This window comes from Psychroserpens sp. S379A (assembly GCF_049800755.1).
GTDB lineage: Bacteria > Bacteroidota > Bacteroidia > Flavobacteriales > Flavobacteriaceae > Psychroserpens.
In genome coordinates this window covers 46,727-68,284 of record NZ_JBNAFQ010000001.1, presented here as the reverse complement: position 1 = coordinate 68,284, position 21,558 = coordinate 46,727, and the positions used below count along the sequence as shown (strand labels likewise).

The 21,558-nt window shown below is 32.6% G+C and carries 18 protein-coding genes; 11 read left to right on the top strand and 7 right to left on the bottom strand.

Translation table 11 applies throughout. The features are described from left to right. Positions 1-220: 220 nt before the first annotated feature. A complete protein-coding gene (hutH, locus tag ACP15M_RS00285; RefSeq protein ID WP_425075162.1) occupies positions 221-1,732 on the bottom strand; it encodes a histidine ammonia-lyase in 1,512 nt (503 codons plus the stop codon). A 126-nt stretch (positions 1,733-1,858) separates the two neighbouring features. Here hutH and ACP15M_RS00280 point away from each other — a divergent pair, with 126 nt between their 5' ends. Then, entirely contained in the window at positions 1,859-2,896 is a 1,038-nt protein-coding gene (locus tag ACP15M_RS00280; RefSeq protein WP_425075161.1) for a TlpA family protein disulfide reductase, read from the top strand. Between the two features lie 68 nt (positions 2,897-2,964). Here ACP15M_RS00280 and ACP15M_RS00275 read toward each other — a convergent pair whose 3' ends face one another. From ACP15M_RS00275 to ACP15M_RS00255, 5 genes are all read right to left on the bottom strand, one after another. Further along, positions 2,965-4,518, bottom strand: a complete 1,554-nt coding sequence (locus tag ACP15M_RS00275; RefSeq protein WP_425075160.1) for an NAD(P)H-hydrate dehydratase — start codon at positions 4,516-4,518, stop codon at positions 2,965-2,967. Positions 4,519-4,628: 110 nt separating this feature from the next. Beyond that, entirely contained in the window at positions 4,629-5,255 is a 627-nt protein-coding gene (gene trhA / locus ACP15M_RS00270) for a PAQR family membrane homeostasis protein TrhA (RefSeq protein ID WP_425075159.1), read from the bottom strand. Beyond that, the gene (locus ACP15M_RS00265; RefSeq protein WP_425075158.1) at positions 5,255-5,941 is read right to left on the bottom strand and encodes a DUF4294 domain-containing protein; all 687 of its coding nucleotides are present in this window, start codon (positions 5,939-5,941) and stop codon (positions 5,255-5,257) included. The genes trhA and ACP15M_RS00265 overlap by 1 nt, the downstream gene beginning before the upstream one ends. Positions 5,942-6,117: 176 nt before the next feature. Then, positions 6,118-9,771 carry a M1 family aminopeptidase gene (locus tag ACP15M_RS00260; RefSeq protein ID WP_425075157.1) on the bottom strand — a complete coding sequence of 1,218 codons (3,654 nt, stop codon included), beginning with the start codon at positions 9,769-9,771 and terminating at the stop codon, positions 6,118-6,120. 28 nt (positions 9,772-9,799) lie between these two features. After that, positions 9,800-10,687, bottom strand: a complete 888-nt coding sequence (locus tag ACP15M_RS00255; RefSeq protein WP_425075156.1) for an ABC transporter ATP-binding protein — start codon at positions 10,685-10,687, stop codon at positions 9,800-9,802. A 129-nt stretch (positions 10,688-10,816) separates the two neighbouring features. On the opposite strand from ACP15M_RS00255, the gene ACP15M_RS00250 reads away from it, so the two are divergent. The 6 genes from ACP15M_RS00250 to ACP15M_RS00225 all read left to right on the top strand — a co-directional run bounded on the left by ACP15M_RS00250 (position 10,817) and on the right by ACP15M_RS00225 (position 16,786). Beyond that, on the top strand, positions 10,817-11,905 hold the full coding sequence (locus tag ACP15M_RS00250; RefSeq protein ID WP_425075155.1) for a M42 family metallopeptidase: 1,089 nt from the start codon (positions 10,817-10,819) through the stop codon (positions 11,903-11,905). A gap of 57 nt (positions 11,906-11,962) precedes the next feature. Continuing rightward, positions 11,963-12,517, top strand: a complete 555-nt coding sequence (locus tag ACP15M_RS00245) for an NUDIX hydrolase (RefSeq protein ID WP_425075154.1) — start codon at positions 11,963-11,965, stop codon at positions 12,515-12,517. 19 nt (positions 12,518-12,536) lie between these two features. Further along, on the top strand, positions 12,537-13,214 hold the full coding sequence (locus ACP15M_RS00240) for a PrsW family intramembrane metalloprotease (RefSeq protein WP_425075153.1): 678 nt from the start codon (positions 12,537-12,539) through the stop codon (positions 13,212-13,214). 83 nt (positions 13,215-13,297) lie between these two features. Further along, positions 13,298-13,774, top strand: coding sequence for an acetyl-CoA carboxylase biotin carboxyl carrier protein subunit (locus ACP15M_RS00235; RefSeq protein ID WP_425075152.1), 477 nt, complete (start codon positions 13,298-13,300; stop codon positions 13,772-13,774). A 23-nt stretch (positions 13,775-13,797) separates the two neighbouring features. Next, on the top strand, positions 13,798-15,237 hold the full coding sequence (gene accC, locus ACP15M_RS00230; RefSeq protein WP_425075151.1) for an acetyl-CoA carboxylase biotin carboxylase subunit: 1,440 nt from the start codon (positions 13,798-13,800) through the stop codon (positions 15,235-15,237). Between the two features lie 7 nt (positions 15,238-15,244). Next, entirely contained in the window at positions 15,245-16,786 is a 1,542-nt protein-coding gene (locus ACP15M_RS00225) for an acyl-CoA carboxylase subunit beta (protein ID WP_425075150.1), read from the top strand. 586 nt (positions 16,787-17,372) lie between these two features. Here ACP15M_RS00225 and ACP15M_RS00220 read toward each other — a convergent pair. Next, complete coding sequence (locus tag ACP15M_RS00220; RefSeq protein ID WP_425075149.1) at positions 17,373-17,819, bottom strand: DinB family protein; 447 nt, start codon at positions 17,817-17,819, stop codon at positions 17,373-17,375. An 83-nt stretch (positions 17,820-17,902) separates the two neighbouring features. Here ACP15M_RS00220 and ACP15M_RS00215 point away from each other — a divergent pair, with 83 nt between their 5' ends. The 4 genes from ACP15M_RS00215 to ACP15M_RS00200 all read left to right on the top strand — a co-directional run bounded on the left by ACP15M_RS00215 (position 17,903) and on the right by ACP15M_RS00200 (position 21,527). Continuing rightward, complete coding sequence (locus ACP15M_RS00215; RefSeq protein ID WP_425075148.1) at positions 17,903-19,117, top strand: multidrug effflux MFS transporter; 1,215 nt, start codon at positions 17,903-17,905, stop codon at positions 19,115-19,117. Positions 19,118-19,244: 127 nt separating this feature from the next. Further along, positions 19,245-20,024 (top strand): DUF3108 domain-containing protein, encoded by a 780-nt coding sequence (locus tag ACP15M_RS00210; RefSeq protein WP_425075147.1) that lies wholly within the window; start codon positions 19,245-19,247, stop codon positions 20,022-20,024. A 6-nt stretch (positions 20,025-20,030) separates the two neighbouring features. Further along, positions 20,031-20,372 carry an FUSC family protein gene (locus ACP15M_RS00205; protein WP_425075146.1) on the top strand — a complete coding sequence of 114 codons (342 nt, stop codon included), beginning with the start codon at positions 20,031-20,033 and terminating at the stop codon, positions 20,370-20,372. Between the two features lie 117 nt (positions 20,373-20,489). Then, positions 20,490-21,527: a M28 family metallopeptidase gene (locus ACP15M_RS00200; RefSeq protein WP_425075145.1), complete on the top strand. Its 1,038-nt coding sequence runs from the start codon at positions 20,490-20,492 to the stop codon at positions 21,525-21,527. Positions 21,528-21,558 lie beyond the last annotated feature (31 nt).

The following is a 21,558-nucleotide window of genomic DNA, read 5'->3' as shown; positions in this document are numbered from 1 at the left end:
GAAATTCTAGTTCTAAATAAATGTGCTAATAATCAATTGTTGTGCTATCAAACAATTTTTGGTAAGATCATAAAAGTATTGCTTTCGCTTTACTTTTAAGAAGCTAAAATGAATCAAATTCATCAAAACTTACATTCAAAAGTAGAAGATAAAATATTGATTGCCAAATAAATTTCATGTTTTTTATTACATTAAACCGTTAAGCAATAATTTCTTGCATTTAGTCGAAAAGTAATTCTTTTTCTATGCTAAAATCTTCGATAAAATGTATTGAAGTTTTTATTTTTTCATTAAAAATTTCATCTTCTTTTATAAATGGAACAGTTTCTCTATAACTATTTACAAAAGAATTAATTAGAGATGATGACTGTTTAGGTGCTCTAAAGTGTATTGCCTGTGACGCATTAAATAATTCAATAGCCAAAACACGCTCTACATTATATATTAATGTATAAGCTTGAGTAGCTGCATTTGCTCCCATACTAACGTGATCTTCTTGTCCATTACTCGATACTATGCTATCAATACTAGCTGGAGTTGCTAATTGCTTATTAGCACTAACAATACTTGCCGCTGTGTACTGAGGAATCATAAAACCAGAGTTTAAACCAGGATTGTCTACTAAAAAAGCTGGCAATCCTCTCAAACCAGATATCAATTGATAAATTCTGCGTTCAGAAATATTTCCCAGCTCTGCTATAGCTATTTTAAGATAGTCTAGTGCTAATGCTAAAGGTTGTCCGTGAAAATTTCCTCCAGAGATAATTTTATCTTCATCTACAAAAACATTTGGGTTATCTGTTACCGAATTAATTTCAGTGAGGAACGTCTTTTTTACAAAGGTTAGTGTGTCTTTAGTCGCTCCATGAACTTGTGGAATACACCTAAACGAATATGGATCTTGAACCTCTGTTTTTTCTTGACTAATCAACTCACTGCCATCAAGAAACTCTCTTATTCGTTCTGCTGTTTTTAACTGACCATTATGAGGTCTAACCAAATGAACAAGTTCATTAAATGGCTCAATCCTTCCATCAAAAGCATCTAAGGAAATACTCGAAATTAAATCTGCCATATACGACAGTTTATATGACTTTAAAAGTAAATGAATACCATAAGCACTCATAAATTGAGTGCCATTTAGTAAGGCTAAACCTTCTTTAGATTGAAGTTTAATTGGATTTAGCTTTAATTCTTTCAATACAGATTCAGTATTACAAATTTCATCTTTGTAATACACCTCTCCTTTTCCTATTAATGGTAAAGCCAAATGTGCTAAAGGAGCTAAGTCTCCAGAAGCTCCTAACGAACCTTGAGTATAAACTATAGGCAAAATATCATTATTATAAAAATAAATAAGACGTTCAACTGTTTCGAGTTGCACACCACTATGTCCATAACTAAGTGATTGTATTTTTAAAAACAGCATTAATTTAACGACTTCTTTTGATACTAAATCTCCTACTCCACATGCATGAGACATTACAAGGTTTTCTTGAAGTTGTGTTAACTTATCTTTTGAAATCTTTACGTTACATAAAGATCCAAAACCTGTGTTAATACCATAAATTGGATCTTCATGTTGATCCATCTTTGCATCAAGATATGCTCTACATTTAGAAATTTTTTGAATGGTTTCAGAAGATAATTCTATATTCTTTTGCTGAAAAACAATGTCATGAATTGTTGATATATCTAGAGTTTCAGAAGAAATTTTATGTACTGTATTCATTATGTCTTTTTATTTTTTCAAAAATCAACAATACATATATAGTATGCAACAAATGTTAATAATTTATAAAATGTAAACAAAATGACCGTAATCTGTTATTTTTGATGAAACTTAAAATTATTTCAAATGAAAAGATTGTTAGTCGCATTATGCGCTTTATCCATATTTGCATGTAAAGAAACACCTAAAGACTATGTCACATTAAATGGTAAAATTTTGAATCCGCATGAAAGCAAAACTTTAAAAGTATTTCAAGGAAAAGAATTTGAAAAAGTTATTACCATTAACGAAGATGGTACTTTTAGTGATACGTTAAAGGTAGCAGAAGGTGATTATTCTATTAAACATGGTGATGAATTTGGATCGATTTATTTAAAAAACGGTTATGAATCTTCTATCGAAACAGACTATAATGATTTTGATAATACCTTAGTTTATAAAGGAGATGGTGCAGATATTAATAACTATGTGATTCAATCCTACTTACTATCTAATACTTATTTTACAGATGATTTATTTGCAAACCCAAATGAGGAGCATCTAAATAAAGCTATTTCAGATTATAAAACTGGTTTCAAAAATCTTGAAACCAAATATCAAGGTGTCGATTCTTTACACAAAGCTGATGGTGAAAAGAATATGGAAGGCACTATTAAATCTTTAAAAAACTATTTATCTGGAAAGATTGCTTTACGCAAAGCGCTTCCAGAAGGTATGCCTTCTCCAACTTTTGAAAATTATATTAATTACAATGGTGGAACAACTTCCCTTTCTGACTTGAAAGGGAAATATGTATATGTTGATATTTGGGCAACTTGGTGTGGTCCTTGTAAACGTGAAATTCCTTCTTTAAAAGAAGTAGAAAAAAAGTTTCATGGAAAAGATATTGAGTTTGTAAGTATTTCTGTTGATGATGAAAAACGTAGCGGAACTAAAGAGAAGGCTTTTGAATCGTGGAAAAAAATGGTGAAGGATAAAGAACTTGGAGGCATTCAATTATTTTCTGACAAGGCTTGGCTATCTGATTTTGTCAGAAATTATAAAGTGAATGGTATTCCTCGTTTTATTCTTATAGATCCTGATGGAAATATTGTAAGTCCTGATGCACCTAGACCTTCAAATCCAAAATTGGTTGAATTGCTAGAGGAAAAACTGAATGTATAAACTCTAATTTATCAAAATAAAAAAGGTCGCTCTATTTAGAACGACCTTTTTTGTTATCACGATTTAAACTATTGATTCTCATTTCGCTCTTGTTCTACTTCAGGTTGTTCTGGTTGTTTGAATAAATCTATATATGCGTCTCCAAGCGTTTCAATGATGTGACTAGCAATTAAACTTTGATAACCATAATCTTCAACAGCGATATCAGCAGACCTTCCGTGAAGGTACACACCAAATAGCGTGGCTTGTAAAGCATCATAGCCTTGTGCCATCATTCCTGTAATAATTCCTGTTAACACATCTCCTGTTCCTGCAGTTGCTAAACCTGGATTTCCAGTGGTATTAATGTAGTATTTATCTTGGTAAACCGTTATGGTATTTGCACCTTTTACAACTACAATTACATCATATTGTTTTGATAATGATTTTGTCTTTTCTAGCTTATCAAAATCGTCTTGCCACTTACCTATTAAACGTTCTAGCTCCTTAGGATGTGGCGTTAAAACAGTTTGCTTAGGTAATAATTTTAATAACGATTTCTTTTTAGAAAGCATGTTTAATCCATCAGCATCAACAACTAATTGTGTGTCATTCTTTTTTAAGAATTTTTCTAAAGCTACAATCGTTTTTGAATCTGTTCCCATACCAATTCCTATACCAATAACTTTTGGCTGCATATCAAAATGAATATCAGTAATCAAATTTTCATCATTATCTGTAATCACCATCGCTTCAGGAAAAGCTGTTTGTAATATGGTATAACCACATTTAGGAACAAAGGCAGTTATCAATCCTGCTCCTGAGGCTAAAGCTGCTCTACTAGCTAAAAGCGAAGCTCCAATTTTTCCGTAGCTTCCTCCAATAATCAATGCATGACCATGAGTACCTTTGTTTGAAAACTTTTCTCGAGGCTGATACATTGGTAAAACTTCATGCTTTCCAATAAGTACAGCTTCCGTTTCAGTATTGAATAAAAACGCTCTATCAATTCCAATATCTAAAACTTCCCATTGCAACGAATATTGAGCTGTTTCTGGCAAAAAGAATATTAATTTAGGAGATTGAAAACTCAAGGTATGGTTTGCCCAAACAACACTATTTTCATTATCTACAACTTGATCTGTAAACGCTCCAGAAGGAATATCAACTGAAAGTGTAAAAGCCTGACTAGTTCTAAAATGTATAAACAATTGTGTTACCCAATCATCAATCGAACGATTTAAACCAATACCAAAAACAGCATCAAGAATGATATCGTCTTTATGGATTTGAGGAAAATCTTCTTGACATTTCAGCATTGTAGGCCATTCCTTTGTAGCTTCCTTAATGCGATCATAATTCACTAAAAAATCCTTCGAACGTTTATCGTTATAATTTACAATATAGGTCTTTACATTATAGCCATGAGCTATTAAGTGTCTGGCAACAACCAAGCCATCTCCTCCATTGTTTCCGATACCACAAAACACATGAATAGGAACTTGAGCTCCTTGCATTCTAACATGCAACCAATTGAAAATTTGTATGCCTGCACGTTCCATTAATTCTGTAGAGGTAATTTTCTGCTTTTGGGCAGTTAACTTATCACCTTCATATATTTGTTCTTTAGAGAAAATTTTCACGAGTAATGTATTATTTAAAAGTAAAAGTAATGCTTTTAGAGTAGAATAGTATAAGTATTTTGTTTTAGAATGCTTTCATTAATTCAGGATCTCTAGAGAAATTAAAACACTTAAATTATATAGAAGTAAATCATAAAAAAGTGGCTAATGGCTCCACCTAAAACAAAAAAGTGCCATATCACATGATTGAAAGGAATTTTTTCAATGGCATAAAATACAATGCCAACTGTATAGAATAAACCTCCTGCAAAAAGCAGTAGCAATCCGTTAGTTCCTATACGATCGGCTAATGTTGAAAAATCAAATACAATCAACCAACCCATAACGAGATATAACAAGACTGAAAATGTTTCAAATTTCCCAGTAAAAAAAAGTTTCAATACCACTCCAAAAACAGCAATTCCCCAAACCAACCAAAATAAATTCCAACCCAAACTATCTGGTAGCATAATGAGTAAAACAGGTGTGTAAGTACCAGCTATGAGAAGATAGATACTTATGTGATCTACAATTCTAAAATAGTGCTTTTGACGTTCACCTTTTACAGCGTGATAACATGTTGATGCTAAAAAAAGTATGATAATTGAAATCCCATACACAATGACACTAAATAATGCGTAAGGTGTGTCTTTTTGTAAAAAAATGACTAAAAGTACAAGTCCTACAATACCAAGTAGCACACCCAAACCATGACTATATGCATTTAAACGTTCTTCAAAAGGAGATTGTATTCGCATTATTGTTTTGTGACTTGTGATTTACTGGTTAACCATTTATCTGTAAGTTCGTAATAATCGAAATCAATAGCTGGTTCTTGTCTATCTAATTTACCATCTTGAAAGGCTCGTTCTAAAATATCTTCTATTAAGAAGTCTTCTTTAACATTAAGCGGATCAAATTCACGCTTTAATGAAATATCAAACATACTCGCTGTCGTATTAAACCAAAAAGCTCGCCATCCGTTTCTCAGTTCTTTAATGAGCTCAAAAGTGGTTTTACCTGTTTGTCTGTGAATGAGTTTTACTAAAATCTGACCTTCGGTTCGTGTTAACTTTTTTAATTCTTCTGAAAACTCTTCTTCAATATACTTTTGAATAATCTTAGCATAGCGTTTTTTAGCTCTTTTAGTTTTTAAAGACTCTAAGCGATCATTCAAAGCCGTTAACCGTTCTGCTGCGAGTTTCGCATAAGGATATACTTTTATCGTTTTTCGTTTTAATATGAGGTATTTAATTCGATCTTGCTTTGAATCAAACTTTAGATTTTGCAATAGTAAAACTTCATTAAGATCGATTGCAGTTTTTGGAATCGAATCACCTTCAATTAAAATATACTCAACATTAGTAGAGTCTTGCTGTATTGGCTCTAATTGAGCCATGACAAGCATAGGAAATACGAGAAATAGAAACTTTATTAACTTCATTATAGATAGTCCTTCTAAAACCATTCCAAAATTACGGATTTACAGCTACTAAAACCTTAAAATTGAATTAATATTATATAAAATAATGACTTCTTTGCGACAAATTTGTTACAAAAAAACTCATAGATAAATCTACCTATGAGTTTAAAAGTTATCTTTAATGATAACTACTAATATTACAGTTTTTGTCTATTGTCGTTAGAATTGGTATCTATCAATTTATTGTAAGGATCAACACCTACTTCGGTTGGTTTTTCATCAACCACAATTGAAATTTTATTATTAATTGAAGTGATTTTATGTTTCTTTAAATATAATTCTTTCTCCTTCTTTTTACCATCTTCTAAGTTTTCTTCAGCAAATATTCCAATATCGATATAATCTTCTAATGCTACTGATAGTAATGGTTTTGTTTTTCCTTCTGCTAAATACGAAATAGAATCACGACCTGCTTCAGCATAAAAACGCTTTCCTTTTTCATCATTTCTATACTTACTAACGTTAAATTCAATATCGACTTTGTACTTGCCATTATCCATTTCTGTAGAACTAACATCTAAAATACGATTATCGTAAAGTGTGATGGTTTCAAACATATCTTTAATAACATATTGTAAACTATCTGGAGTAACCGCTTTAATATGGTTCACCATATCTATAGACGTTGTGTATGGAGGCTCTTGAAATTTCACTTTTTCAACATACGTTTTTAGCGCTCCATTTAATACATTTTCGCCAATGTAGTCACTTAAGGCATAAAATACTAAAGATCCTTTTTGATAACGAATATAACCTTGGCCATCATTATACATTAAAGATTTTTCACGTTTAGACTCAAACGTTCTTTGGGTTAAATAATCATCTAAAGATTTCTTTAAAAATTTACGCATTTGAGATTTTCCTAATTCTTTTTCAAGGACTTTAAGTGCGACATATTCAGATAAGCTTTCTGATAACATTGTGGCTCCCAAAACATCAGCTCCAATGACTTGATGTGCCCACCATTGATGTGCTACTTCGTGAACAGTAATCGCGTAAGTATAATCAATTCCGCCTTCGTCACTGTCATCAACATCTGCAATAAAACCAGTATCTCCACCAAAAGGAATGGTATTTGGAAACGATTGAGCAAATCCACCACTTGGAAATTCTACAATACGTAATTGTCTGTGTTGGTATGGACTAAAATTCTCGCTATTATATTCAAGGGATGCTTTCATTCCATCCATCATACGTTCTAAATTATACTCATGTCCTTTGTGATAATAAATTTCAAGATTTACATTATTCCATTTGTCACGCTTTACTTTATAATCTGCTGAATTATACGCGTAGAAATTTAAGATTTTACTATCCATTTTATAATGAAAATAACGTCTGCCATCTTTTGTCCACTCTTTTTGTAAATAACCAGGAGCAATAGCTATTTGGTCTTCACTGGTACTGACGGTTGTTTCAAAATCTATCCAATCACTATCTTTTGCTATGTATGTATTTCCTAAGGCTGAAGAATCACTTGGATGTGGTTTAAGCTCATTTGGTGGTAAATCATATGTCTTACGTGTTTTATCATCTGTAAGTTCTCTAGAGCTAGAATATCCTAAACCTGGAAATAATTGCATGTTATTAATAAACGTTCCATTTGTAAGTATTGGAGAGTTATTATTAATCAATGTATTAGACTCATTTTTAACTGTAAATTTAAGTGTCATTGTATCTCCTGGAACCAATGGACGTTTTAACTCATAAATATCAAAATCGTAAATAGTATCTTCTTTTACTAAGGTATTTTCACGATCAAACGCAAACGTACTTGGATAATCATTGTGGTTAAGAAAAATACTATCAATAACTTCATTCGTTTTATTAACCATGATGTATGTTCCAGAGGCTTCAAAATCTCTGCGCTTAGGAAAAATATTAACATCTGTTTTTACAGACACAATTCTTGGTTGCGCATAGTTTTCAAACTTTTTGTACGTTTTCTCCCATTCTACTCTTAATTTCTCTACTTCTTTAGATGAATAACGAATATTATCAATGTTCGTTTCTTTATAGATACTATAACCTAAAGAGAAAAAACCAAAAAGTAAAACCAGTAATGTGATTGCTATAGGTGTTTTAAATCTTGACTTAGCAATCAATAAACGTTCTTTAAATGAATGAGGTAATCCTCTTACCCAAAATAGAGCTGTTACAATAAGCAACATCAATCCAGCTAAAAACCAATAACTTTTATACAAAAGGTAACGTCCAAGTGAATCTCCATAACCATTCATATCATCATACCTAAACCCAGGACCTTCATTATATTTATAAATGGATTGCTCAACACCAGCTAATGACAGCAAAGGAATACCAATAGATAAAACAATTAAGACAAATAAACCTAAATAAGGATTTCTTATTAGCGTTTGAATTGCTAATGCTAAAAATGCCCAAATCACATAATTAATGAGTTTTAAACCGAATAATTCTTTGATATATAATCCAATTTCAAAATCATAATATCCCTTGTAAATTTGAAATACAATACCTGCAACCATAATTACAGTAAGCAAGAGTATTTGCATTTTAACGATGGCATTGAATTTTGACAAAAACAACGACCAATTTGGAATTGGAGTCACATCGACTAAGCCATTCATTCTATTGGTTTTGCTTCTATTCACTAACATTCCTGCATATAAAAACGTACAAATATTTATTGCAACAACAAACGCACCACCACTTCTTAGCATACGCCAAGTTTTAGGATATGTAGGTGTTGCATAAGGATTTGAAATATCTGCAAGAGCAATTAAAACAATAATCAGTCCTACCAATACAATACAAATAAACGGCCAACTTTTAGCGATGTATTTAAAGTCTATGTTTGAAAGTTTCCAAGTGGTTTTTAAATTTTGAATGAGCGAATAATCAAAATTCACTTTAGGCAAATTAATACGCGTGATACCTCCAAAATTACGTTTAGTGATTCGTTCACCTTTGTCTTTTTTAAATAATGAAAAAGACACTGCATTCTGACTAAACTGAAAGAATTTATATACTAATCCAAAGATCAAACTAGCAACACCTAACCATAATAAACGGTTATAAAGAATTAATTCTTTAATTGGTATATGAAGTTCATTTTGTTCAGAAACTGTCCAATACCTCGTATAGTAATCTGATGCGGCAGCTCCAAAAGGGTCTAATAAACCAGCTAAATATCTACTATCTGGATCAGACAACAAACTTTCGGTCACACCTTGAACAAACAGTAAAAGAATAATAGTTATAAATCCAGCAGCAATATTTCTTGTAAAGGTAACCACTGCAAATACAATGGCTCCAAAGAGTAAAATATTTGGCAAAATAAATAACCAATACGCATCAAAATAGGATTTAAAATCGAATGCTGTAATCAATTCAGAATTGGTGCCAGGCATTCTAAAACCAATAAACATTCCGAAGCCAATCACTAAAACAATACAAGTTACTATTAAAATTGAACTAAAGAATTTTGCAAATAAATAGTTACTTTTTGAAAAAGGATAAGAATATAAAATGGTATGCATCTCGCTTTTGTAATCACGATACACTGAAACACCAATAATAGATGGGAATAAGAAGAATATAAAAATAGTTAATCCATTAAACAGGTTTGTCACTCCAATGGGTGAATTTACAATTCTTGAAGAACCTGTTGTAGCTGTAATACTATCAAATATACCTGCAGTTGTAGCAGAAAAAAACAATGCTAAAACAAAGAAAATTGCCATATAAATATAAAATGCTGGCTTTTTAGTCCAATATTTTAGCTCATGAAAAAATATAGTAGAAAACATAGTGTACTTTTTTATAATTAGACATTAATTAGCTTAAAACAGATTCGTCTTGTTTTAGTGCTATAAAGTACACGTCATCTAATTGCGGTTCTGAAGATTTAAAATCTGTGTCTGGTTGCTTTTCTGCAAATACTCGTATGTTAAGTGTATTATCTTCATTATAGTTAGAAGATAACACATTAAATGCAGCTTCATTTTGTTCTAAATCATTGCGTTCAATAATCTTGGTCCAAATCTTTCCTTCCAATTCTTTTCTAGCATTAGAAGGTGTTGTTTGTTTTAAAATACGACCTCCATTTAAAATGGCCATATCGTTACATAACTCTTTAACATCTTCAACAATATGTGTTGAAAAAATTACAGTACAGTTTGTTCCAACTTCTCGTAATACATTTAAAAAACGATGCCTTTCAGCTGGATCCAATCCTGCTGTTGGTTCATCTACAATAATAAGTTTTGGGTTATTTAAAAGCAATTGAGCAATTCCGAAACGTTGTTTCATTCCTCCAGAATATCCTGCTACATGTTTTTTTCTTACATCGTATAAGTTTGTGATTTCTAAAACTTCTTTTACTAATGCTGCTCTATCAGATTTTGAACTTACACCTTTAAGCGTTGCAAAATAATTTAATAAGTCTTCGGCAGACATTTTTGGATATACACCAAAAGATTGAGGCAAATAACCTAATACTTTTCTAAGCGACATTTTATCTTCTAAAACATTAATATCTCCAAACGTAATACTTCCAGAATCTGGACTTTGCAACGTAGCTATGGTTCTCATCAAAGACGATTTTCCTGCTCCATTTGGTCCTAGTAAGCCAAACATTCCTACACCTATTTCTAAGTTTAAATTGTCAATAGCTTTGACTCCGTTTTTATAAGTTTTAGTTAAATCATTAATGATAAGTTTCATCTGTATCGATTTTAGTTATAAGACAATAAGTGCAAAAATAAGTGGATTTGTTACAAAAAAGCTTTCTGAAGACATAAAATGAAAAGAAAACCTTTTATTTTTACAGCACATTTAAATTAAATAACTCCTATGGCTACAAAAAGCATACTTAATAAAAAATCGATTGACTTCTTAGAAAAATATTTAAATAATGCAGCTCCAACTGGTTATGAATGGGATGGACAAAAAATCTGGATGGATTATCTGAAACCTTATGTAGATGAATTTATTACAGACACCTACGGAACTGCGGTTGGTGTTATCAATCCTAAAGCAAAATACAAAGTGGTTATTGAAGGTCATGCCGATGAAATCTCTTGGTATGTGAATTACATCTCAGACAACGGATTGATTTACGTGATTAGAAATGGAGGAAGCGACCATCAAATCGCACCAAGTAAAATTGTAAATATCCACACCAAAAAAGGAATTGTAAAAGGTGTTTTTGGTTGGCCAGCAATTCATACACGTTTAAAATCTAAAGAAGAACCTCCAAAACCAGATAATATTTTTATCGATATTGGAGCAAAAGATAAAGCAGAAGTTGAAAAACTTGGTGTTCATGTTGGATGTGTGATTACCTATCCTGATGAATTTCATATTCTTAACAAAGATAAATTTGTGTGTCGTGCTTTAGATAACAGAATGGGTGGATTTATGATTGCAGAAGTCGCTCGTCTTTTAAAAGAAAACAAAAAGAAATTACCTTTCGGATTATATGTAACGAATTCGGTTCAAGAAGAAATTGGTCTTCGTGGTGCACAAATGATTACTGAAACCATAAAACCAAATGTAGCAATTGTTACAGATGTGACCCATGATACCACAACACCAATGATCGATAAGAAAAAAGAAGGTCATCTAGAACTTGGTAAAGGTCCTGTTGTGGCTTATGCTCCTGCTGTGCAACAAAAATTACGTGACTTGATTACAGATACTGCTGAAGCTAAAAAGATTCCGTTTCAACGTTCTGCCTTATCTAGAGCTACAGGAACAGACACTGATGCTTTTGCTTATAGCAATGGTGGAGTGGCCTCTGCATTAATTTCTTTACCACTAAGATACATGCACACTACTGTAGAAATGGTACATCGTACTGATGTTGAAAATGTGATTAAAATGATTTACGAAACACTTCTTAAAATTAAAGATGGTGATACTTTTTCGTATTTTGAATAACCAGCTAAGCTGGATTAGATAAACTAATTTAAGCCTCATCTTGAGGCTTTTTTTTATATGGACGAACTCATAGACATAGTCGATACTAACGGAATACCAACGGGAATTGCAGTGCCAAAATCTGAAATTCATAGCAAAGGTCATCTGCATAATACAGCTCATATATGGTGTTTTACTTCGGAAGGGTTTATTCTACTTCAACAACGTGCTGCTTCAAAAACCATTTGTCCATTACTTTGGGACGTGTCTGTCGCAGGACATATTGATGCTGGCGAAACTATTGAACAAGCTGCAATTAGAGAAGCTAAAGAAGAAATCGGACTTTCCATTAAAGCGAATCAGCTTCAAAAAATTGGTGTGTTTGAGTGTTTTCAATCTTATCCAAACGGAATTATAGATAATGAATTTCATCATACATTTATAGCTCAAATTGATAGCAACATTAAAGACTTAACACCGCAAAAAGAAGAAGTTGAATCTTTAAAATTCGTAAGTCTTTCAGAATTTAAAACCCTTTTAAACAATAGTGAAAACAACATGCATTTTGTATCTAGTAATCCAAACTATTATGAATTCATCCTCAATGCAATAAAAACAAAATTAACTGTATAATTTTTAGTATTTTTCCTGTATGAACAACGTTTTACTCGCTATTGCTCCTATCTTAATCATTATTGTCTACATTTACTGTAAAGACAAATACGAAAAAGAACCTAAAGGACTCCTATTATTGAGTTTTGCTTTTGGAGCCATCGTTAGTATCATTATTACAACCATACTGTATCTTGTTTTTGATGTTATTCTTCCATTAAAAGATGATTTCAGTATTCTTCAACAATTCATAAAAGCCTTTTTTGTAGTCGCTTTAGTAGAAGAATTTAGCAAGTATGTCATTGTACGTTATTTTGCACAACCAAGATTAGCTTTTAACGAACCTTTTGATGGTATTGTGTATGCAGTGATGGTATCTATGGGATTTGCGGCTACCGAAAATATTTTATATGTAATCGATGGTGGTACAAAAGTCGCATTACTTAGAGCGTTTACTGCTGTGCCTGCTCATGCAACTTTTGGAATATTAATGGGCTATTTTATGGGCAAAGCAAAATTTGGTAATAACAGAATTAAAATGAATTTACTCGGACTCGCACTTGCCGTTCTGTTTCATGGTGCTTACGATTTTTTCTTATTTATTAATTTCGTTCCAGGCATATGGATAGGTGCTTTTGTTTCGCTTATTATCGGTATAGTTTTATCTAGAAAAGCAATTAAAATTCATCAAGATAATTCACACTTTAAAACATCATAACTCAAACCAAATATGGTGATTTTTTCATGCTTTAGATACCTGTTTATTTGTATATTTACACGATTTAAAAACACTTCAATTTTATGTATAAAATAAAAGTCAATAATTCTCATAGTTTTGACATTTCAAAAGAAGACATTGAACAACTTGATGCTATTGAAACCAATACAAATCAGTTTCATGTATTACAGCATAACAATTCTACAAAAGCTTCAGTTTTAAGCTCAGATTTCAACAATAAAAACTACACTATTAAAGTCAACAATAACACTTATTCTGTTGATATTAATGATAACTTAGATCAGTTAATAGCAGAATTAGGTTTCGAAATTGGATCTACAAAACAAGTCAATGATATTAAAGCACCAATGCCTGGTTTAATATTAGAAATAAATGTTTCTGAAGGTCAAGAAGTCAAAGAAGACGATTCGTTACTCATTCTTGAAGCCATGAAAATGGAAAATGTTTTAACCTCTCCTAGAGAAGGCACTATCAAATCTGTAAAAGTAAATCAAGGTGAAACTGTAGACAAAAATTCATTGTTAATCGAATTTGAATAAGATACAAAATCACAACACTATTTATGAAAAAAATACTAGTTGCCAATCGTGGTGAAATTGCAATTCGTGTCATGCGAACTGCAAAAAAAATGGGAATTAAAACTGTTGCTGTCTTTTCTGAAGTCGATAGACATGCACCTCATGTTAAATATGCAGACGAAGCAGTTTGTATTGGTCCAGCACCTTCAAATCAATCGTATTTAAAAGGTGAAACCATTATTGAAGTTGCAAAATCTCTTAATGTCGATGGCATTCATCCAGGTTACGGATTCTTAAGTGAAAATGCAGATTTTGCAGAATTGGCTGAAAAAAATAACATCACATTTATTGGTCCGCGTTCTAAAGCCATTAAAATGATGGGAGATAAATTAGCTGCTAAAGATGCAGTTAAAGATTATGATATTCCAATGGTTCCTGGTGTAGATCATGCCATTACTAATCCTAAAGAAGCAGTACAAATTGCAAAAGATATCGGATTTCCAATTTTGATTAAAGCTGCAGCAGGTGGTGGTGGAAAAGGGATGCGTGTTGTAGAACATGAAAAAGATGTCGAAGAACAAATGAAACGTGCTATTAGTGAAGCGACTTCAGCATTTGGTGATGGTTCGGTATTTGTTGAAAAGTACGTCACTTCACCTCGTCATATCGAAATTCAAGTCATGGCAGATAGTCATGGTAATATTTTACATTTCTTTGAACGTGAATGCTCTGTACAACGTCGTCATCAAAAAGTAGTTGAAGAAGCACCTTCTGCTGTTTTAAGTCCTGAACTAAGAGAAAAAATGGGACAAGCTGCCATTAATGTAGCTCGTGCCTGTGATTACTTAGGTGCTGGAACTGTGGAATTTTTATTAGATGGAGATCACAATTTCTATTTCTTAGAAATGAATACACGATTACAAGTAGAACATCCTGTATCTGAATGGATTGCAGGTGTAGACTTAGTAGAACTTCAGATTAAAGTTGCTCGTGGCGAAGTATTAGACATCAAACAAGAAGATTTAAAAATCAATGGTCATGCATTAGAGTTACGTGTCTATGCTGAAGATCCTATGAATGACTTTTTACCTAGTGTTGGTAATTTAGAAGTGTATCAATTACCCGAAGGTAAAAATATTCGTGTCGATAACGGATTTGAGCAAGGCATGGATATTCCTATCTATTACGATCCAATGTTATCGAAGTTGATTACCTACGGAAAAACACGCTCTGAAGCCATTGAATTGATGATAAAAGCCATTGATAATTATCATATTAAAGGTGTACAAACTACTTTGCCTTTTGGACGATTTGTATGTGAGCACGAAGCCTTCCGAAGTGGAAACTTTGACACACACTTTGTAAAAAAATACTACTCACCTAGCCTTTTAGAAGAACAACACAAAAATGAAGCTGAATTAGCTGCTAAAATAGCATTGAAACGTTATCTAGAAGATCAAAAATTATTACGATTACCAAATTAAGACCATTATGGACTCAAAAATAAAAACCCTTAACAATAAATTAGAGCTTGCAAAACTTGGTGGTGGACAAGCACGTATTGATAAACAACATCAAAAGAAAAAACTAACAGCTAGAGAGCGTGTTTTATATCTGCTTGATGATGGTTCTTTTGAAGAAATTGGTGCTTTAGTGACGCATAGAACCAAAGACTTTGGGATGGAAAACCAAAAGTTTTATGGTGATGGTGTGGTTACTGGATATGGAACCGTTGATGGTAGATTAATATATGTGTTTGCTCAAGACTTTACAGTTTTTGGTGGTTCCCTTTCTGAAACTCATGCCGAAAAGATTTGCAAGATTATGGATATGGCTGTAAATGTTGGCGCACCAATTATTGGATTAAACGATTCTGGAGGCGCACGAATTCAAGAAGGTGTTCGTTCTTTAGGTGGTTATGCTGATATCTTTTACCGAAACGTACAAGCATCTGGCGTGATTCCTCAAATTTCTGCTATAATGGGACCTTGTGCTGGTGGAGCAGTGTATTCTCCTGCAATGACAGATTTTACTATTATGGTTCAAGATACCAGCTATATGTTTGTTACTGGTCCAAATGTGGTTAAAACGGTTACTAATGAAGAAGTAACTAGTGAAGAACTAGGAGGAGCCAGTGTACATTCTACCAAATCTGGTGTGGCTCATAAAACCTCTGCTAATGATGTTGAATGCTTAGAAGATGTCAAAAAACTTTTGAGTTATTTACCACAAAGCAATAAAGAATTTCCTGCCGAGTTGGCTTTTGATTTTAAAGATGAAGTTCGAGAAGAATTAGAAACCATAGTACCTGACAATCCCAATAAGCCTTACGACATGCACGATGTGATTCAAGGAGTGATTGATGAGGATTCTTTTTACGAAACTCATAAAGATCATGCCGAAAATATCATAGTAGGTTTTGCACGTTTAGGAGGAAAATCAATTGGTATCGTAGCAAATCAACCTATGTTTTTAGCTGGTGTTTTAGATGTAAATAGTTCTAAAAAAGCAGCGCGATTTGTACGTTTCTGTGATTGTTTTAATATTCCGTTGTTGGTCTTTGAAGATGTTCCAGGATTCTTACCAGGAACCGATCAAGAATGGAATGGTATTATTGTTCATGGTGCAAAACTTTTATATGCATTTAGTGAAGCTACAGTACCAAGAGTGACTGTAATTACTAGAAAAGCTTATGGTGGTGCTTATGATGTAATGAACTCTAAACACATTGGATCTGACATGAATTTTGCTTGGCCTAATGCTGAAATTGCTGTAATGGGAGCCAAAGGTGCTGCCGAAATTATTTTCAAACGCGATATCGTTTCAGCTGAAGATCCTGAAGCCAAATGGAAAGAGAAAGAAGCAGAATATGCTGAGTTATTTGCTAACCCTTATAGTGCAGCAGAACGTGGATTTATCGATGAAGTGATTCTTCCGAAGAATACCAGAAGAAAACTTATTAAAGCCTTTTCTATGTTAGAAAACAAGGAAGTTAATAGACCACATCGCAAACATGGTAATATTCCGTTGTAGTTATTGGTAACAAATTAATTGTATGAGATTCCTCGACTGCGCTCGAAATGATAATCTATATATTTAGAATCGCATCTAGTAAACGTCATATTGAGCGTAACTCAGTGGAACCGAAATATCTATCTAATTCATTGGAGTAGATTCCTCGACTGCGCTCGGAATGATAATCTATACATTTAGAATCGCATCTAGTAAACTGTCATATTGAGCGTAACTCAGTGGAGTCGAAATATCTGTTTAATTCATTGGAGTAGATTCCTCGACTACGCTCAAAATGATAATCTATATATTTAGAATCGCATCTAGTAAACTGTCATATTGAGCGTAACTCAGTGGAGCCGAAATATCTGTTTAATTCATTGGAGTAGATTCCTCGACTACGCTCGAAATGATAATCTATATATTTAGAATCGCATCTAGTAAACTGTCATATTGAGCGTAACTCAGTGGAGCCGAAATATCTGTTTAATTCATTGGAGTAGATTCCTCGACTGCGCTCGGAATGACAAAGTGAAATAATTTAGCATCTAACTGTCTAACTGTCTAACTGTCTAACTGTCTAACTGTCTAATAAGTCTAACTTAGTCTAAACATCTAATAATCGTCTATGATAATTTATTTGTCCGAGATGATAGGCTAAATGCATGGTTAGATGCACTAAAAAATATTCGGTAGTCATAGGTTCATTAAACACTTGATGAGCATATGCTTTCTGCATATCGCTTTCAGATAAAGTTTCTAAAGCTAAAGTCACGACTTGTATAGTATCATCAATCTGCTTGATTAATTCTGCTCTAGGAATATCTTTCTGTGAAAATTCTAAATGGCGTTGCCTTACATAGCCTGTGTTTCCTATGGTCGCTCCAATAAAGTGATTTAAATTTCCAACGAGATGAAGGCATAAATTGCCTGCCGAATTAGAAATGCCTTCAGGAACTAACCATAATGATTTTTCATTGCTATATAAATCGATTTCTTTTTTTAGAGCTTCTAAATCCCTAACGAACAATGCTGTAAGAGTTTTGTTAAGCATATAATGTATGAATTGAATGTTATTATTTGTTAATGATATAGTACTACTTCAAAAATAGCTAATAATTGAACTACTTTTGCCGCATGCAAAACAAACCTACGTTTAAAGCCGAATTTATTGCACTTATGGCATCATTGATGTCTATTGTCGCATTATCTATTGATGCCTTACTACCTGCTTTGCCTGAGGTTGGACACTCTCTTGGTGTGACCAATCCTAGTGATAATCAACTATTGATTACCATGATCTTTTTAGGCTTAGGTTTTGGACAATTAATTTTCGGACCACTATCTGATAGTTTTGGTAGAAAACCAATGGTATATTTCGGGTTTGGTTTGTTTGTGATTGCCAGCATTATTTGCGTGACCACTGAGGATTTTGAAATGATGATCTTTGGTAGAATTCTTCAAGGAATTGGTCTCTCCTCGCCTAGAACTATTGCAATTGCCATGACACGTGACACTTACAGTGGTGATTTTATGGCTAAGGTATTATCGGTTATTGTAATGTTTTTTATTCTGGTGCCTATCGTAGCTCCAACTATGGGACAATGGTTGTTGGATCTATTTAACTGGCAAGCGATTTTTAATGCCAACCTCATTATTGGATTAATTATCGTGTTATGGTTTTGGCGACGACAACCTGAAACCTTAAATGCAAAAAATAAGATTAAGTTTTCTCCTGCCATATTTATAACTGGTACTAAGGAGTTTATTCGTTATAAAGAAGCGGTTGCTTTTACTGTAGTTTCCGGATTTATTACTGGCTCGTTTATGGTGTACTTAAGTACCTCACAACAAATCTTTCAGGAGCAGTATCAATTGGGTAAATGGTTTCCTTATATTTTTGCGAGTACGGCTTTTTCGGTTGGATTTGCAACCTTTATGAATAGTAGATTAGTATTGCAGTTTGGATCATTCAATATTGCCTTTAAAGCTGCTATTGCATATTCACTCATTTCAATATTATATGTCGTTTTATTTCATACAGGTAACAATCCTAGTGTGTTTATATTACTAATATTTTTCTTACTTCAATTTTTTGCTATCGGATTTCTTTTTGGCAACTTACGCTCACTAGCTATGGAGCCTTTAGGCCATATTGCAGGTATTGGTTCTGCAATAAATGGTTTTGTATCTACAGTTATGGCTGTACCTATTGCCAACTATATTGGAGGTTTTGTTAAAACCTCTGTTTTACCTTTATTTATTGGGTTTTCAATATTTGGTGTGTTGTCTGTATTAGTATTTGTGTTATTAAAGTATAAACGCGTTTCACTAAAGTCTAATATAGTGTAACACAAAGAATGGTTAATAGACAAAATACTTATCATCCTTTTCGCTTCTTAATTTCCATATCTAAAATTTCAATCTTACTTTTGGCATAATAAATGTTTAATTAATCCTTATTAAACTAAATCAGTATATGAAGTATATCATCCTTATTTTTTCACTGTTAGTTACAGCAAACTCAATCTCGCAAAACACATCTATTGGCACTAGTGAAAAACTTACATTTAGTGCTTCTTATACCATGTCTGGCCTTTTAACAGAACTGGCTGAAGTGACTATGGAAACGAACACAGTTAAAACTTCAAAATCTACATTGCTTAGATTAAAATGTACAGCTGCAACCTATAGTAAATGGGATAATTTTTTTAAAATACGAGACCTTTACGAAAGCTATGTGAGTTTAAAAAGTTTAACACCTTATTTATACAAAAGAGATATTAACGAAGGTGGCTATGAAAAATTTATGCAATATAAGTTTAAACATAAAACCAACACTGTTGAAAGTGTAAAGCGTAAAAAAAGAAGTGATGGCACAACATGGGAAGAGATTAAAAAAATAAAGATTGGAGCTTCAACTAAAGACTTGGTGAGCACAATATATAATATTAGAAATCTCGATATTCATAAAGCTAAGCCAGGAGACAGTGAAGTTTTTACGATAGTTTTTGATAATAAAGAGTTTTCAATAAATGTCAAGTACATTAGTAAAGAAACTATCGAAACTAATATTGGAAAAAAAGAATGCTATAAGCTAGCTATTTCTGTAAATAATAGTGATGTTCTTAAAGGTAATAATGACAATCTATTATGGCTTACTGCCGACAAAAATAAAATTCCTGTTTATGCTAAATTTAAAATAGCAGTAGGTAGTGGCGAACTAAAAATCAAGTCAGCCACTGGACTTAAAAACTAATTAATTATGAAAAAAATAGTTATAATATTGGGATTTATCTCAGCAGTTTTAGCTGTAGTTCTTGCTGTTACACCATTGTCTCAAATAGCATTTATACCAAGTATTATTGCCTTAATTTTTGGTGCTATTGCCATGTATCTTTCTAAACAAAAACAAGGTTTAAAAAAGACAATTCATCTTATGTTTTTATTAACCATTATTGCGCTAGTAGTAACCACATATAAATCAGTTTTTAATTCTGTTGAAGTTGGTAATACTGAAGCATTAGAAATCAAAGAAACTGAATCTCAAGAACAAGCTATCGAAGAACTTGAAGACCTCGATATTGATGAGTTAGATTTTGAATGATTTCTATTTAAAATTAAACTTGTTTGAAGCTTCTATTTTAACTTTTTTTTTATTTTATTTGACTGAAAATTAGAATCATAACCAAATCATCTATTACCTTTAACATAAACTAAATACATGAAAGCTCTCATAGTTGCGTCTGCATTAACCTTAGTAGGATCTTGTGCAACATTAAGTCATACTGAAAAACTGCAAAATATAAAAGATAGCATTGTTTTTACAGATGCCGAAATGATAAACAACTATGCAAATACGATTACATCTAAAGAACTAACAGATCATGTATATCGATTTTCTTCTGATGATTTCAAAGGACGACGAGCAGGTGAACCAGGACATCACAAAGCTGCAAACTATTTAAAAAACTTTTATATAGAAGAAGGCATTGCTTCGCCTCTAGGAAACGATAATTATTATCAAAATGTACCTGAATCCTTTTTTGATGATGGTATCAAAACTTCTCCTAACGTTATTGCATACATTAAAGGTTCTGTATTTCCTGATGAAGTGTTAATCATTTCTGGACACTCAGATCATGAAGGTTTTACAGATGATGTTATTTATAATGGTGCAGACGATAATGGCTCAGGAACAGCTGCTATATTAGAAATGGCTCAAGCCTTCAAAAAAGCAGAGCGCGACGGATTTCCTCCTAAGCGCAGTATCGTCTTTTTACATTTAACTGGAGAAGAAGTTGGTTTAATTGGATCAAGATATTATACAACACACCCAATATTTCCATTACACAATACTATTGCAAATCTAAACATCGATATGATAGGCAGAGTTGATGAATCACATGAAGACAATCCAAACTATATTTATCTAATCGGTTCAGATCGCTTAAGCACAGAATTACATTATGTCTCTGAGTCTGCCAACAAAAACTTTACTAAACTCGAATTAGATTATCGGTTAAATAGTGATAGCGACCCTAATCATTATTATAGTAGGTCAGACCATTATAACTTTGCACAAAAAGGTGTTCCTGTAATTTTTTATTTCAATGGTACTCACGATGATTATCACAAACCTACAGATACTGCCGAAAAAATTAATTATCCTTTACTTAAAAAGCGTACGCAACTTATCTTTACTACAGCTTGGTACCTAGCTAATAACGAAAAGCGTATTGAAGTTGATAAAGACGCTTAGCCTGGTAAAATTTTGTTAATATACTTCCCAT

What these genes read in the sequence shown, in the direction of transcription:
- hutH (WP_425075162.1), bottom strand. Translation starts at nt 1,732, where the DNA reads ATGAATACAGTACATAAAATTTCTTCTGAAACTCTAGATATATCAACA.
- ACP15M_RS00280 (WP_425075161.1), top strand. Translation starts at nt 1,859, where the DNA reads ATGAAAAGATTGTTAGTCGCATTATGCGCTTTATCCATATTTGCATGT.
- trhA (WP_425075159.1), bottom strand. Translation starts at nt 5,255, where the DNA reads ATGCGAATACAATCTCCTTTTGAAGAACGTTTAAATGCATATAGTCAT.
- ACP15M_RS00265 (WP_425075158.1), bottom strand. Translation starts at nt 5,941, where the DNA reads ATGAAGTTAATAAAGTTTCTATTTCTCGTATTTCCTATGCTTGTCATG.
- ACP15M_RS00260 (WP_425075157.1), bottom strand. Translation starts at nt 9,771, where the DNA reads ATGTTTTCTACTATATTTTTTCATGAGCTAAAATATTGGACTAAAAAG.
- ACP15M_RS00255 (WP_425075156.1), bottom strand. Translation starts at nt 10,687, where the DNA reads ATGAAACTTATCATTAATGATTTAACTAAAACTTATAAAAACGGAGTC.
- ACP15M_RS00250 (WP_425075155.1), top strand. Translation starts at nt 10,817, where the DNA reads ATGGCTACAAAAAGCATACTTAATAAAAAATCGATTGACTTCTTAGAA.
- ACP15M_RS00245 (WP_425075154.1), top strand. Translation starts at nt 11,963, where the DNA reads ATGGACGAACTCATAGACATAGTCGATACTAACGGAATACCAACGGGA.
- ACP15M_RS00240 (WP_425075153.1), top strand. Translation starts at nt 12,537, where the DNA reads ATGAACAACGTTTTACTCGCTATTGCTCCTATCTTAATCATTATTGTC.
- ACP15M_RS00235 (WP_425075152.1), top strand. Translation starts at nt 13,298, where the DNA reads ATGTATAAAATAAAAGTCAATAATTCTCATAGTTTTGACATTTCAAAA.
- accC (WP_425075151.1), top strand. Translation starts at nt 13,798, where the DNA reads ATGAAAAAAATACTAGTTGCCAATCGTGGTGAAATTGCAATTCGTGTC.
- ACP15M_RS00225 (WP_425075150.1), top strand. Translation starts at nt 15,245, where the DNA reads ATGGACTCAAAAATAAAAACCCTTAACAATAAATTAGAGCTTGCAAAA.
- ACP15M_RS00220 (WP_425075149.1), bottom strand. Translation starts at nt 17,819, where the DNA reads ATGCTTAACAAAACTCTTACAGCATTGTTCGTTAGGGATTTAGAAGCT.
- ACP15M_RS00215 (WP_425075148.1), top strand. Translation starts at nt 17,903, where the DNA reads ATGCAAAACAAACCTACGTTTAAAGCCGAATTTATTGCACTTATGGCA.
- ACP15M_RS00210 (WP_425075147.1), top strand. Translation starts at nt 19,245, where the DNA reads ATGAAGTATATCATCCTTATTTTTTCACTGTTAGTTACAGCAAACTCA.
- ACP15M_RS00205 (WP_425075146.1), top strand. Translation starts at nt 20,031, where the DNA reads ATGAAAAAAATAGTTATAATATTGGGATTTATCTCAGCAGTTTTAGCT.
- ACP15M_RS00200 (WP_425075145.1), top strand. Translation starts at nt 20,490, where the DNA reads ATGAAAGCTCTCATAGTTGCGTCTGCATTAACCTTAGTAGGATCTTGT.